Annotated in this window: 14 protein-coding genes and 1 pseudogene; 9 read left to right on the forward strand and 6 right to left on the reverse strand. The window is 55.5% G+C overall.

Translation table 11 applies throughout. The features are described from left to right. The first annotated feature begins 131 nt into the window (after window positions 1-131). The gene (locus tag HDE72_RS17845; RefSeq protein ID WP_183743356.1) at window positions 132-701 is read left to right on the forward strand and encodes a peptidoglycan-binding domain-containing protein; all 570 of its coding nucleotides are present in this window, start codon (window positions 132-134) and stop codon (window positions 699-701) included. Window positions 702-716: 15 nt separating this feature from the next. After that, complete coding sequence (locus HDE72_RS17850; RefSeq protein WP_183743358.1) at window positions 717-1,028, forward strand: hypothetical protein; 312 nt, start codon at window positions 717-719, stop codon at window positions 1,026-1,028. 458 nt (window positions 1,029-1,486) lie between these two features. Here the strand turns inward: HDE72_RS17850 and HDE72_RS17855 are convergent, their stop codons facing one another. After that, the gene (locus tag HDE72_RS17855) at window positions 1,487-2,887 is read right to left on the reverse strand and encodes an aminotransferase-like domain-containing protein (protein ID WP_183743360.1); all 1,401 of its coding nucleotides are present in this window, start codon (window positions 2,885-2,887) and stop codon (window positions 1,487-1,489) included. 68 nt (window positions 2,888-2,955) lie between these two features. On the opposite strand from HDE72_RS17855, the gene HDE72_RS17860 reads away from it, so the two are divergent. The 4 genes from HDE72_RS17860 to HDE72_RS17875 all read left to right on the forward strand — a co-directional run bounded on the left by HDE72_RS17860 (window position 2,956) and on the right by HDE72_RS17875 (window position 5,170). Beyond that, the gene (locus HDE72_RS17860) at window positions 2,956-3,147 is read left to right on the forward strand and encodes a hypothetical protein (RefSeq protein ID WP_183743362.1); all 192 of its coding nucleotides are present in this window, start codon (window positions 2,956-2,958) and stop codon (window positions 3,145-3,147) included. Between the two features lie 19 nt (window positions 3,148-3,166). Further along, entirely contained in the window at window positions 3,167-3,403 is a 237-nt protein-coding gene (locus tag HDE72_RS17865; protein ID WP_183743364.1) for a hypothetical protein, read from the forward strand. A gap of 206 nt (window positions 3,404-3,609) precedes the next feature. Continuing rightward, window positions 3,610-3,774, forward strand: a complete 165-nt coding sequence (locus HDE72_RS17870; RefSeq protein ID WP_183743366.1) for a hypothetical protein — start codon at window positions 3,610-3,612, stop codon at window positions 3,772-3,774. A 697-nt stretch (window positions 3,775-4,471) separates the two neighbouring features. Continuing rightward, window positions 4,472-5,170 carry a DUF1353 domain-containing protein gene (locus HDE72_RS17875; protein WP_183743368.1) on the forward strand — a complete coding sequence of 233 codons (699 nt, stop codon included), beginning with the start codon at window positions 4,472-4,474 and terminating at the stop codon, window positions 5,168-5,170. Window positions 5,171-5,287: 117 nt separating this feature from the next. Here HDE72_RS17875 and HDE72_RS17880 read toward each other — a convergent pair whose 3' ends face one another. Next, window positions 5,288-5,722, reverse strand: coding sequence for an RrF2 family transcriptional regulator (locus HDE72_RS17880; RefSeq protein ID WP_183743370.1), 435 nt, complete (start codon window positions 5,720-5,722; stop codon window positions 5,288-5,290). Between the two features lie 132 nt (window positions 5,723-5,854). On the opposite strand from HDE72_RS17880, the gene HDE72_RS17885 reads away from it, so the two are divergent. Further along, window positions 5,855-6,910 carry an oxidoreductase gene (locus HDE72_RS17885; protein ID WP_183743372.1) on the forward strand — a complete coding sequence of 352 codons (1,056 nt, stop codon included), beginning with the start codon at window positions 5,855-5,857 and terminating at the stop codon, window positions 6,908-6,910. 132 nt (window positions 6,911-7,042) lie between these two features. Here the strand turns inward: HDE72_RS17885 and HDE72_RS28085 are convergent. Next, a pseudogene (locus HDE72_RS28085) lies at window positions 7,043-7,380 on the reverse strand (type II toxin-antitoxin system HicB family antitoxin). A 277-nt stretch (window positions 7,381-7,657) separates the two neighbouring features. Here HDE72_RS28085 and HDE72_RS17895 point away from each other — a divergent pair. Next, window positions 7,658-8,791, forward strand: a complete 1,134-nt coding sequence (locus HDE72_RS17895) for a sensor histidine kinase (protein WP_183743374.1) — start codon at window positions 7,658-7,660, stop codon at window positions 8,789-8,791. Window positions 8,792-8,845: 54 nt separating this feature from the next. Here HDE72_RS17895 and HDE72_RS17900 read toward each other — a convergent pair whose 3' ends face one another. From HDE72_RS17900 to HDE72_RS17910, 3 genes are all read right to left on the reverse strand, one after another. Continuing rightward, window positions 8,846-9,238 carry a tautomerase family protein gene (locus HDE72_RS17900; RefSeq protein ID WP_183743376.1) on the reverse strand — a complete coding sequence of 131 codons (393 nt, stop codon included), beginning with the start codon at window positions 9,236-9,238 and terminating at the stop codon, window positions 8,846-8,848. A 183-nt stretch (window positions 9,239-9,421) separates the two neighbouring features. Next, on the reverse strand, window positions 9,422-9,814 hold the full coding sequence (locus tag HDE72_RS17905) for a GtrA family protein (protein WP_183743378.1): 393 nt from the start codon (window positions 9,812-9,814) through the stop codon (window positions 9,422-9,424). Next, window positions 9,811-10,746, reverse strand: coding sequence for a glycosyltransferase family 2 protein (locus tag HDE72_RS17910; protein WP_183743380.1), 936 nt, complete (start codon window positions 10,744-10,746; stop codon window positions 9,811-9,813). The genes HDE72_RS17905 and HDE72_RS17910 overlap by 4 nt, the downstream gene beginning before the upstream one ends. Window positions 10,747-10,919: 173 nt before the next feature. Between HDE72_RS17910 and HDE72_RS17915 the strand changes: the two genes are divergently transcribed. Beyond that, a complete protein-coding gene (locus tag HDE72_RS17915) occupies window positions 10,920-12,686 on the forward strand; it encodes an ArnT family glycosyltransferase (RefSeq protein ID WP_183743382.1) in 1,767 nt (588 codons plus the stop codon). Window positions 12,687-12,695 lie beyond the last annotated feature (9 nt).

Raw genomic sequence — 12,695 nt, forward strand, 5'->3', positions numbered from 1 at the left:
CAATTTAATTTGTATAATAAAATATATATTATGTCCAATTTTTAAAAAAGCCATACCATTGGCATTTGTCAAAACAGCATTCCTCAGTCTGTTGTAATTTGTAATTATTTATACAGGCGGTGGGGGTAAAAATGGAAAATGACTTGGAATTGAGTGGCGCAAAATGGTCAAAGAAATTTCCCGGAAGCACCGACACAAAAGACTTGTCAGGAAATTTTCGTCTTGCTATAAATGATTTTATTTGTGCAATGCAAGAGGCAGGAATTAAGGTCAAAATCAACGCTACTTTAAGACCCCAAAAACGCTCTTATCTCATGCACTATTCTTATAGAATAGCAAAGAACGGTTACGATCCAAAAAAAGTTCCAAGTATGCAGGGAATAAATATTAAATGGGATCACGGGACAAAAGAGGAGTCTGTGAAAGCCGCAAGGGACATGACTTCGGCTTTAGACATACAAACATTGCAGACAAGGCCTGCTCTTCGTTCTCAACACAACACGGGGCTTGCTATTGATATGAACTTGACTTGGGAGAAGACAATCGAAATTGAGGATGCGAGCGGTAACGTAGTGAAGATAAATACATTACCGAGGACAGGAATGAACAAACAACTTATCGCTGTCGCCGCTACTTACGGAGTCAAAAAATACAATGGACCTGGGCGAGATTTTCCACACTGGTCAAACAATGGTCGTTAAGAAAAAGGAATCAATATGCGAATTTCATACTTATTTTTACCTCTTTTTTTTACTTCCTCGTTAGCTTTTTCTGTCGAAAATTCACCTCAAGATATAAGGAAATTTATTTACAACGCGGGTGCATGCGAACACTTGGGCGGGGAATACGACGGAGAACTTCCTAAAGAGGAAAAGGAGAAAATTAAAAAGGATATTGATAAGTATTGCGGAGGTGCGAAAAATCAGTTCAGAACTCTAAAAGAAAAATACAAGAACAATCCTACTCTACTGAAACGAATAAATAACAACTATAACGACAGCGTAGATAGTTATAAAAAATCTCCTTAATGGTTTTTTATCCTGAATATTCGTTAAAAACTTTTTGAATTGGTTATTTTAATTATTCAAAAAATTTATTTTATAAATTTTAAAAAAACAGATTGTTCAGTGTTTTCAAGAGATTTTTATTTTTCACTTTGAATTTCAATAAAAATAATTCAATATATCGTCCCTCTCTCAGTCCATTGTTGAGGGTAATAATGTCTTTTTCGACAGTTTCATATGGGATACAGATATTATCCAATATTTTAACAAGGTTCTGTTTCCTCAATGTTCGTCATTTTAAGAAGATCACCACCAGCGTCAATTCCGCCATTCACACACAAGTTCTTCCTTCACCTTATCATTCATGTACCCACGCAGACAGTTATTCGGCGCAACAGGGAAGGCGTTCCCAGTTGAGTCTGTGTCTTAAAAGCAGAACTCATCCTGGCATCCTAAGGGTGAGGTACAGTCTTTCCGGTCAATCAAACCACCGCCCCCCCAACCCCCTCCGGCCTCCTAGCCAGCAACTGCGACACCCGTTGCAGCCCCGCCCGCAAGCGCCCCCTATCCTTGATACACCCCAAAGAAATCCGAATGGCACTCACTGAGGAGCTGCCAGTGGCGAATGCCTCCGCCGGCGTGACGGCGATGCCGTAGCTGGCGGCGGCATGCGCAAGCTGCGAGGAGTTCCAATACGCTGGCAACGCTAGCCATACATGCAGGCCGTCCCCGGAGCCGCTGTAGCGCCCCGCTAGGATATCGCGGGCCATGCGGTGGCGCAGGCGCGCTTCCTTGCGTATGCCTTCCATCAATTTGCCCGCCGAACCGTCGAGTATCCACTGCGTGGCCAGTGCGGCTGTCAGGGGCGCGGCCATCAGTGCAAAGGATCTGAGCGCGACCAGGAAACGTTCGCGCTCAAGCGGATCGCGTATCAGCACGAAGGCGACACGCAGGCCAGGTATCAGGCATTTCGACAGGGTGGAGATGTAGAGCACCTGTTGCGGGGCAAAGGTGGCTATCGGTGGCGGCGGGGCGTCGGCAAGCAGCCAGTAGGGATCGTCCTCGACGATGCGTACATGGCAGCGCTGCGCGATGCTGGCGAGCTCTTTGCGCCGGCGTTCCGGCATGGTGATGGCGGTTGGGTTCTGCAAGGTCGGATTGAGGTAGATCAGCCCGGGCTGGTGCTGGCGGCAGGCTTGCTCCAGCATCCCGGGCAGCATCCCGTGCTGGTCCGCTGCCACCGCAATGAGGCGTCGACCGAACTGGGCCGCGGCCGTACGCAAGCCGGGATAAGTCATTGGCTCTGCCAGGATCACATCGCCAGGCTGCGTCAGCGCCAGGATCAAGGCGGCGATCGCCGCTTGCGCACCGGGACAGACAAGCAGCTGCCCTGAATCCAGAGGTCCAAACATCGGTGCCAGCCATGTGGCGCCAGCCTTGCGGTCGGAGTCGCTGCCGCCGCCCAGGTGGTAAGTCATCAGCAATTCATTATCTGCCCGCATCAATACTTGCGACAAACCTTGTTTCAGCATGTCGTTGAAGTCCACGCCATCGGGCGGTGGCGGGGTATTCATGCTCAGGTCGAGGATAGCGTTCAATTCGACTTTCGGCGCCGCGACATACGTGCCCCGGGCGCCGCGGCCCTCCAGCAAGTTGCGGCGCCTGGCTTCGTCGTAGGCGCGCGTGATCGTCGTCAGGTCGACGTCAAGCTGAGCTGCCAGGTGGCGCTGCGGAGGCAGACGCTCACCCGGTGTCAACGATCCGTCTGCCACTGCCGCCTGCAAGGCATCGGCAATCTGCAAAAAACGTGGCCCTTTGTTGCCGGCCAAGCGTGGCAACCAGCTGGGCAAATTTTCATCTTGTATGGATTTCAACTGGGACATTTTGTCTCAATGTATGGAGATTGTTTTAAAGTAGTATGCATCAGAGCGTGCAGCAACACCATCCTTGCATGGCAGTCGCTGACGTTTTCTCCTCGCTCATCTGCATTCTGCACATCACTGCGCCCGATGCCATGGTGATTGCATGGCTGGCTATAATGAAAGATGCAAACAGCATGCCTGGAGGGGGGCTGCAACAAAAAATGTCGCTGCTGAAGCAGCGTTTTGAGGGAATGTTCCTCACGATAGATAGTGTCAAGTAATAAACTGGAAATACTCAAAATGGATTGGATTCCGATAGTCTTCGTGACGTTCAAGGCTCTCGTGCTCGGCACGGGCATGTTCTTTGCCATCAAATGGCATTACGATCAAGGCAGGAAGGGGAAAGTGGAAGAGCGGCGCGCGGTGCTGCTCGCGGCCGGCAAGGCGGTCGCCATCTTCGTGCTATTGCTCGTGGGTCTGGGATTCGTCACCTACGACCTTGTCAGGATGCTCGGTCTGGAATTGGCTTTCTCATGATGGGCAAGAATGGCCGGCCGATATGCAGTGATGCAGAACTGGCCTCGCTCCCGGTGTGCTTCCACCGCCTCTGATGCTTCGCCAACATGGGGGGAGCGTCAGATTGCATTGCTGGCATCGCAACTGGCATTTTGCTGGTAGGCTTTGCAATTCCGAAAGACACCAGCAACTACAAGGAGCGGTGTATCGCCCGCGTCAGGAGAATAATGACTATTAATGCCAAACTGAAAAAGCGTAAAGATAAATCCATGGGCAAAGGTGAGTATGCTGTCGCTGCAGCCGCTACCCATCTGTTGGAAGATATCGACTGCATGGATAGGCAAATTAACCTGGTCGGGGCGCTGCATGAGGTTGGCGAACGCTATCGATGATGGTGCACAAGATGGTCTTGAATCAGAATGATATCAAACGCGATCAGCGGTATTTTAGATGAGTTATTTGGAACAGCTACGATTGATATGTTTCAGCCTAAACCTGAATTGGAAACTCTCCCTGCGTATAGATTTTCCAAAGTTTGTTAAGGAAGCCGATATCAATTTTATTTTCGAATGCCTGCGCGATCAGCCCCATATCGTCCGATACATAGCCAGCAAGATCAGAATTGTTGCTTATTAGATAAACTTTTTTGAATGTAGCCTCTCTTATCTGCTTAATTGTGATTGCATCCTATTAGCCAGGGTTCGCTCTGACATTCCGACACAAGCTCTTCCTTAAGAAATAACTGGCTGATTCACAGTCCCACGCCATGATAGACCCGGATACCGTGTCCTGGCCGATGGCGCCAGTGCGGTAGCGAATGGAGTAAGCTCTGCTCTTGTGCTTATTGCATGCTGGCCGTACGTGGGATAAGTTCAGCGCACACAGCGCATCTCTCGAAAAATCAATAGTGACAATCTACGTAAATCGACAAGGAAATTTTAGCTATTGTAGCGAATGCAAAGATAATCACTCAGCATCCTCGCTGAAAATTTCTACCGTGCTCTTGTGAACAGGAGGAAACCGACAGATTTTGCGGTGACTGCGCTCCCGCTTTCGTTCCATTACCCACTCTCTTATTAGGATTCGATCATGTATCGTTATTTAATAATGCTGTGCCTGGTAATTATCTCCGCGCTTCCTGCGCATGCGTTTGCGCAGTTTACCGGCCATCTGGAACTCTTGCCTGCCGGATGTGAAGCGAGCGGGCAATGTACATTGAAGAATAAATTACATTTCAAGGATGCCAGTAACGTGGAGTGGGAAGCCAAGGCAGGGCTGGTGACCGATGGCGCGTCGATACCTGGCATCTTCCAGCCCATCATCGGTGCGCCATTCGATCCTTCTTTTATCAAGGCGGCGATTATTCACGACCACTATTGCGACCGGCATGTGCGGCCATGGCGCCAGACGCACTATGTATTTTATGAGGGACTCATCGACCAAGGGGTTTCCATGGCAAAGGCAAAAACCATGTACCTGGCGGTGATGCTGGGCGGGCCGAAATGGACGCAGTTGATCCCTGGCATTGCATGCGGTCAAAATTGCATCAACAAGGTTAACAACGTCACGACGGTCGCCGGCGTGCCCGGGTTTCTGTACCGGAAGGCCGACTACTCCGCCCCCGATATCGTACCGGCAATGGCCACGCTGGCAGCCCTGCTGGAAGCCGATGCAGACGCCATATCGATAGAGGAAATCGATGCCTACGCCGAATCGCTGCGGCTGGGCGATTTTTACTTCCAGCATGGCGCCGAAGTCGCGATCAACGACACTGCAGCGATTGAGTGACAACGCCTGTTGCTGGTCGTGCCTGATGCGCTTGATGATGCCGGCGCTGAAATAGCGCCGGCAATGTGGGGATAAGTAAGCTGATTCATCGGTACCTGGCATGCGGAGCAGGAAGTCTTACTGCTCTGCCTTGACCGCACACTCGCGCAAATACCGCTCCAGGGTCAGCTCTGCCAACACCCCCAGCACCGCCGCCTGCGAGCGCGCGCTGACGTCTTCAAAAATGCGGTCCATATTGGCGGTGACGAAGCAGCGGTGGGGGATGTCTTCGCGGCTGGCGAACAGCTTCCTGGCGGGGTTGATGGCCACGTAGATATCGGCCAGCGTAATCTGCGCCGGTGCTTTGCCCAGCGTGACGCCGCCAAACTTGCCCTTGATGGAGCTGAGCAAGCCAGCCTGGGCCAGCGGCACCAGCAATTTGCGCACGAACGAGGGATTCGAGTTCAGGCCGACCGCCAGTTGGGCCGATGAGACGATGTCTACCCCCAGCTGTGCCGCATTCGCCACGCTGAGCATGATTTGCAGTGCGCTCGAAAAGCGGAGGTCGACCATGCCATTATCCTATCGAAAACAGCGATGATACCTGTATTCGGGGCGGCCAGTGGCGGCAGTCATAATTGTATCAATGAAAGTATCATTTAAAAGTATAATGTATTTTTTATTGATACCTTTAAGGAAAAACCTATGTCTGAAGCAAATAGCAAGTCGCCGGCCTTGTTTGATCCGCTGGAACTGGGCGCGTTGCGCCTGCCGAACCGCATCGTGATGGCGCCGATGTCGCGCTTGCGCGTGGGGGCGGATTTGTCGCCGGCTGAGTTGACTGCCCGCTATTACGCGCAGCGCGCCAGCGCCGGCCTGATCATCAGTGAATCGATCATGGTGGCGCCGTATGGCGACGGTTATCCCGCCTTGCCTGCGATCTGGACGCCGCAACAGCAGCAAGGCTGGTCCAGTGTGGTGGCTGCCGTGCATGCCGAGCAGGGCCGTATCGTGGCGCAACTGTCGACCATCGGCAAGGCGCGGTACGACACGGCCGGCAACTTGCCTTTTGGCTGGGCCATGGGGAACCCTTTGACGCCGCAAGACTTGCAGCTGTCAGACATTGCTGCCATGGTCACCGCGTTCGCGACGGCAGCCGCAGCGGCAAAAGCCTGCGGTTTTGATGGTATCGAAATTCATAACGGCAATGGCTTCCTGCTGGACCGTTTTCTACGGCCAGGCAGCAATGCCCGTAGTGATCAGTATGGCGGCTCGCTGGAGAACCGTTTGCGGCTGACCTTGGAGATTGTCGATGCGGCGGTCGCCATGTGGGGGCCGGGCAGGGTCGGCATCCGCCTGTCGCCGAGCGCGCCGGTCAATGGCGCGGCCGATCCGGAGGGCCTGGTCACCTTTGGCCGCTTGCTGGAAGAGCTGGACCGCCGCGCGCTGGCGTATATTCATTTGACCCGCGTCAGCCCGGAAGACCGGCAGCAAGGCGCCGGCGATGGCATCGCCCTGAGTCAGTTGCGGCGCCACTTCAGCGGCAGGATTATCGCCGCCGGTGAATTTGACCGGGAAGGCGCGGCATCGGCGCTGGCCGATATGCAGGTGGACGCTATCGCGTTTGGCCGTCCGTTTATCGCCAACCCCGACTTGCCGCGCAGACTCGCGCTGGGCGCGGCACTGCAGCCAGCCGATCCGGCGACCTTTTATTCCGCCGGGGAACATGGCTATACCGATTATCCGGCAGTGGCTGTCTAGGAGATTGCCAGGACGGTGGGGGGTATCCTGCGGGGCGCATGCTGTTCAGCATAGCCCCGCACTTGTCCGCCAGCCGTCTCGGCTGCCCTGGATTCACTCGCCATGAGCTGCTGAGTGGCGCGCGAGATAAGCCTAGCGGCCTATCTTGTTCAGGACAAAGCGCGGCAGGCTGATGTTGATGCGTTCGGGCTTGCTGTCGAGCCTATCAAGGTCGATTTCGGCCAATGCCCAAATACCGCCGGCATATTCAGGCTGCTCCTGCAGGGCTGCGATCTTGCTTTGAGCATCTCTACAGGTTCGCCCAGCTCCAGCAAGGTCTCGATGTGGTTGGTAGTGGCTTCCCGCACGTTCTTCAGGGCATCTTCCCGCATGTCGCCCCAGGAGTGCACGCCTTTGATATTGGGGACTTTCACGCCGTAGACACTGTTTTTATCTTTAAAAATTACAACGGGGATATCCATTTCTAACATTTCTTATTCCTGGATTTTTTGTTCAGCCGTCCATAAAGTCGCGGAAACCGAAGGCGCTACTCTGGCGGGGCAGTGATCGAATCCGCTTCTGTTCTCGATTCATCCAGAAAATCTTGGGACCGCGAAAGTGTTGGCTTGCCATGACACTTTACGACGTAGATCCCCCAATTTGTAACTGAAAATGCCTTTTTTGTAATGGATGCTAATATGAATCAGGGCTGTGGTGCTTCCCCAGCATCAGGCTGATGGTATCAGCTGATGCCCATAGGATCACATTATGATGTACGAGTTCCTGATTAATAATCGCACGGATTTAGCAGCGCGTTGCCGGGAAAAAGTGGCTCTTCGTCCCGGGCGGATCGCCTCAGAGGCACAACTGCAGAATGGCGTGCCGATGTTCCTGGATCAATTGATCAGGACGCTGGCAATCGAGCGTACGTCGACGCCGATGGAAAGCCGCAGCATTTCAGGCCCTGCGGGCGGAGGCTTGGCGCTGTCTGAAATGGGTATCTCCGCTGCACAGCATGGCAGGGAGTTGCTGGCGCTGGGCTTTACCGTCGACCAGGTGGTCCATGATTATGGAGATCTATGCCAGGCAATTACGGATCTGGCCATAGAGCGCGATGCACCGTTTCAAATTGATGAATTCCGGACCTTGAATCGCTGCCTGGACAATGCGATTGCGGACGCCGTGACAGAATTCAGCTATCAGCGCGACTCCGCGGCGGCGGCCAAGCTGGCAAAAGACAATAATGAACGCCTGGGATACTTTGTTCATGAACTGCGCAATCTGCTTGGTACGACGGCATTGGCATTTACTGCGGCAAAAGTCGGCAACTTGAATTTGTCGGGAGCGACGGGAACAATACTTGAGAAAAGTATTTTTAATCTAAGCAAGTTGATCGATACCTCCCTGGACGACATCAAGGAAATAGGGCGCAGGGAGGGCGAACTACTCTCTTTTTCCTTGTCTGCATTTATTGCAGAAGCGCAGGCGTCGGCAGAGTTGTCAGCTGAAAAATCAGGCTGCAAGTTCAAAGTGCAAGCCGTCGATACCGATCTGCAGATTTCCGGCAATCGGCCATTGCTGCTGGCTGCATTGGCGAACATTTTACAAAATGCGTTCAAATTTACCCAGGACCATACTGAGGTTGTGCTCAGTGCCTACGCTTCTGCTGATCGGATACGGATAGACGTGACGGATCATTGCGGTGGCTTGCCGCCGGGAGCCGAGCAGTCCATGTTCTTGCCATTTTCCCAGAGCGGAAAAAATAGGACTGGCGCCGGCCTGGGGCTCACCATTGCAAAGCAAAGTGTGGTGGCAAGCGGTGGCAATCTCAGCGTTCACAATGTTCCTGAAGTGGGCTGCATTTTCACCATTTCCTTACCCCGTAGATCTGTTGCTGCCTAGCGCGGTATGCGGGTTACGGCCAGAGCAGTCTTGACAGGGTGCACGGCCGCACCCTCAGGGCAATGGCGCATACTGCATCTCGCCATTGCCGAAAGACCAGTTTTCGCGTGGCACTTCAACCAGGCTGATCCATACATCCTGGATGCGCAGCCCCGCCTTGGCATGGATGCCTTGCGCAATCGCCTGGTACAAGGCCCGCTTGACCTCGATGGTGCGGCCCAGATTCCAGGTGATCTGGATAAACACGATGCCGGGCGTGTAGTCGACGCCCAGATAGCCTGCCTGCGGGTACACCAGTTCATCGGCCGCATGGCGCGTGATGATCTGGAACTTGTCGTGCACCGGCACGTTGGCAACGCTGACCAGGGCGTCATAGATGACGTCGCTGATAGCGCTGAGTTGTTCCGGCGTGGCGTCCTGGCTGAGATTAATTCTGACTAAGGGCATGGCAAGACCTTTCAACGGTGAGTTGGCAGCGACATTGCGTCTGGAGCGTCCCTGAAAAACCGCGTGGTTGGCGGTGCTGGTATTTTAAGGAAAAAGCAAGGGGATGGCTTGACGTGCGCGGTGCCGCCCGCCTGTCCCTGTCATGCTCATGACGCAGATTGCACTGAACTTCATCGCCCAGTCTCAGCGGCTGGCCGGTGCCGGCCGCAATAGCAGCCGGGACAGCAGGAAATTAATCCCCAGGGCTGCCACGGAACCGGCCGCCACCGCGCTCCATGGCTGGGCCCGCGCGTAGCTTGAAGCGGCAATGCACAGCGCATACACCGTGTAGTTGACCAGTGCGCCCAGGGCCATCAGGCCCACGTAGCGCAGCCATTCGGCGCGGCTGGCAGGGATGGCGCTGCGGAAGGTGAAGCTCCGGTTGCAGATCCAGGTGACGCTGGCGGCTGCCAGAAACGAGAAAATGCGGGCCGTGTAGGGGTTTGTGGTAACGGTCAGCAGCAGCAATTGCAGCACGCCGGCATCGACGACGAAGCCCAGCGTACCGACCAGGCAAAAGCGCAGGAATTGCTTCATTGCTGTTGACGCGGTGGTGCAATTTGCAGGTAGACCAGGCGCTTGATTTCCTGGCGTCCACGGGTGACGGTATCGAGTATCAGTCCGCAGGCGGCCGACAGCGCCGCCGTCATGCCCATGCCGGTCACCAGCACGGCGGTCGGGAAGCGCGGCACCAGGCCTGTTTCCGCGTAGGTGATGAACAAGGGCAGGGCCAGCAAGGCCGCCAGTACCGCCAGCAGCGCGGCGATGCCGCCGAAGAACAGCAGTGGCCGCTCGGTACGGAATAGCTTGACGATCATCAACAGGATGCGCACGCCGTCGCGATAGGTGTTCAATTTGCTGTGCGAACCGGACGGCCGCGATTTGTAGGAAGAAGCGATTTCATCGACCGACATGCGTAGTTCGAGCGCATGCACCGTCAGCTCGGTCTCGATTTCAAAACCGTTGGCGAGGGCGGGGAACGATTTTACATAGCGCCGCGAAAATACTCGGTAGCCAGACAAAATATCGCTGAATGAGCGGCCGAACAGGCGCGCCACGCATTCGGTCAGCAGCCAGTTGCCGAGCCGGTGTCCGGCGCGATAGGCCGCGACTTCTTCTGTGACGCGGCGCGCCACCACCATGTCGAGTTGATTGGCGAACAGGCTGTGCAGCATCGCGGGGGCGCTCGCGGCGCAATAGGTGTCGTCGCCGTCGACCAGCACATAAGCGTCTGCCTCGATGTCGGCAAACATGCGCCGCACCACGTTGCCTTTGCCTTGCAGCGGCACCCGATGGACCACTGCGCCATGTTCTTCGGCGATGGCGATGGTGCGGTCGCTGGAATTATTATCGTACACATGCACGGTGGCGCAGGGCAGTGCCGCCAGGAAATCACGGATCACTGCGCCGATGGCGACTTCTTCGTTGTAGCAGGGAATGAGTACCGCGATTTGCTGCTGGGAGATCATTGAGATATTCCTTTTGGCACAGCCATTAGCCTTGTCGCATCGTGGTAGCGCCGGCCCGCGCGGGATGAAGCTTGTGCCGCGCTTGACGCGATGCTATGCATCACCAATAATTGTAGTTGACGATTTTAAAACATTGCTAACTATACGATGACCCAGCTTATTGTGGCGCCTCAATGATGGATAAAATTGCCTATGCCGCGCTGCATTACCTGACGCTATTGATTTTCCTGTTGTCGAGCTGGGGTTATGGCCATTTCCTGATGCGGCGCCTGGCGCCGGCATCGCCTTCCCCTGACACGCCCGTCCTGCATGCTTACAGCGCCATCCTGGGCACCGGTATCCTGATCTGTTTCGTGCAATGGCTGGCGATTGCCGGCCAATTGCGTCTCGCTGCGGTGATCGGCATCGTGGCGCCGGGCGCGCTGATCGGCTGGCTGCAAATATATGCGCTGCGCCCGTTCGCCTGGCCGTCATGGGGCCAGCGCTGGCGTGCCGCAGGCTGGCCCTTGCGTGGCGCCGGCCTGATCATCGCGCTGCTGCTATTGCCGACGCTGATTGCTCCGCTGGCTCCGCCACTGGCCTGGGATGAAGTGATGTACCACCTGCCGCATGCCGAACAGTGGGTGCTCAATGGCAAACTCACGGTCAACACTTGGCTGCGCTATCCCTGGTTTCCCTACAATATCGATCTGCTGTTTGCCGGCGGCATGCTGGTGTATGACGATGTCATGCCGCACATGTTCAACGCGCTGGCCGGATGGCTGGCCACTTTGCTGCTGTACCAGACCGGCAAGCGCCATGGCGGTGTCGGCCTGGCCTGCCTGGCAACCATCATCTTCCTGCTGCTGACGCGCTGGGACTATGACAGCGCCATGATAGACCTCAGCGTTACCGCCTTCATGTTTGCCGGCTGCGTGGGCTTTTTGCGCTGGATGGAACAGCCAGACCGCCTCGGCTGGCTGGCCAGCGCCGCATTCCTGTTCGGTATTGCGGTGGGCGCCAAATACCAGTCGCTGACGGTGCTGCTGCCGCTGGCCATCGCCTTGTTGCTGCGCACCCGCAAGCCGGGCGTCTGGCTGCTGGCCAGCGTCAGTCTTTTGTTGCCCTGTGTCTATTGGTACGCCCGCAATTACCTGATGACCGGCGATCCTTTCGCGCCCATCGGCGGCAAGCTGTTTGGCTTTACGGATTGGAACCTGGCCGATTATAGCGATCAATTCGCCGACCTCAAGGCGCAGGCGAACTGGCCGAGCATCCTCCTCTGGCCGGCGTTGCTCGCGCCGTTTATCGCCAGCGCGCGGCAGATTCCAGGGGCGCGCCCGGCCATGCTGCTCAGTGCCTACGCGATGGTGGTGTGGTATCTGACGTCGCATTACGCGCGTTATCTGATGCCGTATTTTCCTATCCTTGCCTTGCTCTCCGCAGCCGTGTGCCGCTATTGGTTCATGACCGGGCTGGAGAAAATCGTCCAGCGCCTACCAGCCAAGGCGGGGCTGCTGCACCGCGCGCAAGCGCCGCTGATGCTGCTGGCCGTGCTGGCCCTGGCGCCGAATGTCGTCAAAAAATGGACCGAGAACTGGGCCTTGATCGCGCCGACGCCAGAGGCGCGTGCAGCGATCCTGGAAAGCCGTATCACTGGTTATCCGGTGCTGGCTTACTTGCGCCAGCATCCGATGCGGCAAACCTACCAGTTCGGCCTGGAAGGTGCGCTGTATTACGCGCCTCCGGGCACCAGCGGCGACCATTTTGGACCGGGACGCTATCGCGACTTCCTTGCGCTTGCGCCAGCGGCGCTGGCCACCGCCTTGCGCGAGCGCGGCAACGACAGCATGCTGGTCAATATAGGGCGCTGGCCGGCCATCACGGCCCAGGCCGATTTCGACAAATCGTTCGCGCTGGTGTACCAGCAGGGGCCGGTGGCGCTGTACCGGATTTTATAGAGTCGGGCT

The organism is Janthinobacterium saanense (assembly GCF_014200675.1).
Lineage (GTDB): Bacteria > Pseudomonadota > Gammaproteobacteria > Burkholderiales > Burkholderiaceae_D > Janthinobacterium.

Excerpts from the sequence above, each read along its gene's own strand:
- HDE72_RS17845 (WP_183743356.1), top strand. The coding sequence starts at position 132 with ATGGAAAATGACTTGGAATTGAGTGGCGCAAAATGGTCAAAGAAATTT.
- HDE72_RS17850 (WP_183743358.1), top strand. The coding sequence starts at position 717 with ATGCGAATTTCATACTTATTTTTACCTCTTTTTTTTACTTCCTCGTTA.
- HDE72_RS17855 (WP_183743360.1), bottom strand. The coding sequence starts at position 2,887 with ATGTCCCAGTTGAAATCCATACAAGATGAAAATTTGCCCAGCTGGTTG.
- HDE72_RS17860 (WP_183743362.1), top strand. The coding sequence starts at position 2,956 with ATGGCAGTCGCTGACGTTTTCTCCTCGCTCATCTGCATTCTGCACATC.
- HDE72_RS17865 (WP_183743364.1), top strand. The coding sequence starts at position 3,167 with ATGGATTGGATTCCGATAGTCTTCGTGACGTTCAAGGCTCTCGTGCTC.
- HDE72_RS17870 (WP_183743366.1), top strand. The coding sequence starts at position 3,610 with ATGACTATTAATGCCAAACTGAAAAAGCGTAAAGATAAATCCATGGGC.
- HDE72_RS17875 (WP_183743368.1), top strand. The coding sequence starts at position 4,472 with ATGTATCGTTATTTAATAATGCTGTGCCTGGTAATTATCTCCGCGCTT.
- HDE72_RS17880 (WP_183743370.1), bottom strand. The coding sequence starts at position 5,722 with ATGGTCGACCTCCGCTTTTCGAGCGCACTGCAAATCATGCTCAGCGTG.
- HDE72_RS17885 (WP_183743372.1), top strand. The coding sequence starts at position 5,855 with ATGTCTGAAGCAAATAGCAAGTCGCCGGCCTTGTTTGATCCGCTGGAA.
- HDE72_RS17895 (WP_183743374.1), top strand. The coding sequence starts at position 7,658 with ATGATGTACGAGTTCCTGATTAATAATCGCACGGATTTAGCAGCGCGT.
- HDE72_RS17900 (WP_183743376.1), bottom strand. The coding sequence starts at position 9,238 with ATGCCCTTAGTCAGAATTAATCTCAGCCAGGACGCCACGCCGGAACAA.
- HDE72_RS17905 (WP_183743378.1), bottom strand. The coding sequence starts at position 9,814 with ATGAAGCAATTCCTGCGCTTTTGCCTGGTCGGTACGCTGGGCTTCGTC.
- HDE72_RS17910 (WP_183743380.1), bottom strand. The coding sequence starts at position 10,746 with ATGATCTCCCAGCAGCAAATCGCGGTACTCATTCCCTGCTACAACGAA.
- HDE72_RS17915 (WP_183743382.1), top strand. The coding sequence starts at position 10,920 with ATGATGGATAAAATTGCCTATGCCGCGCTGCATTACCTGACGCTATTG.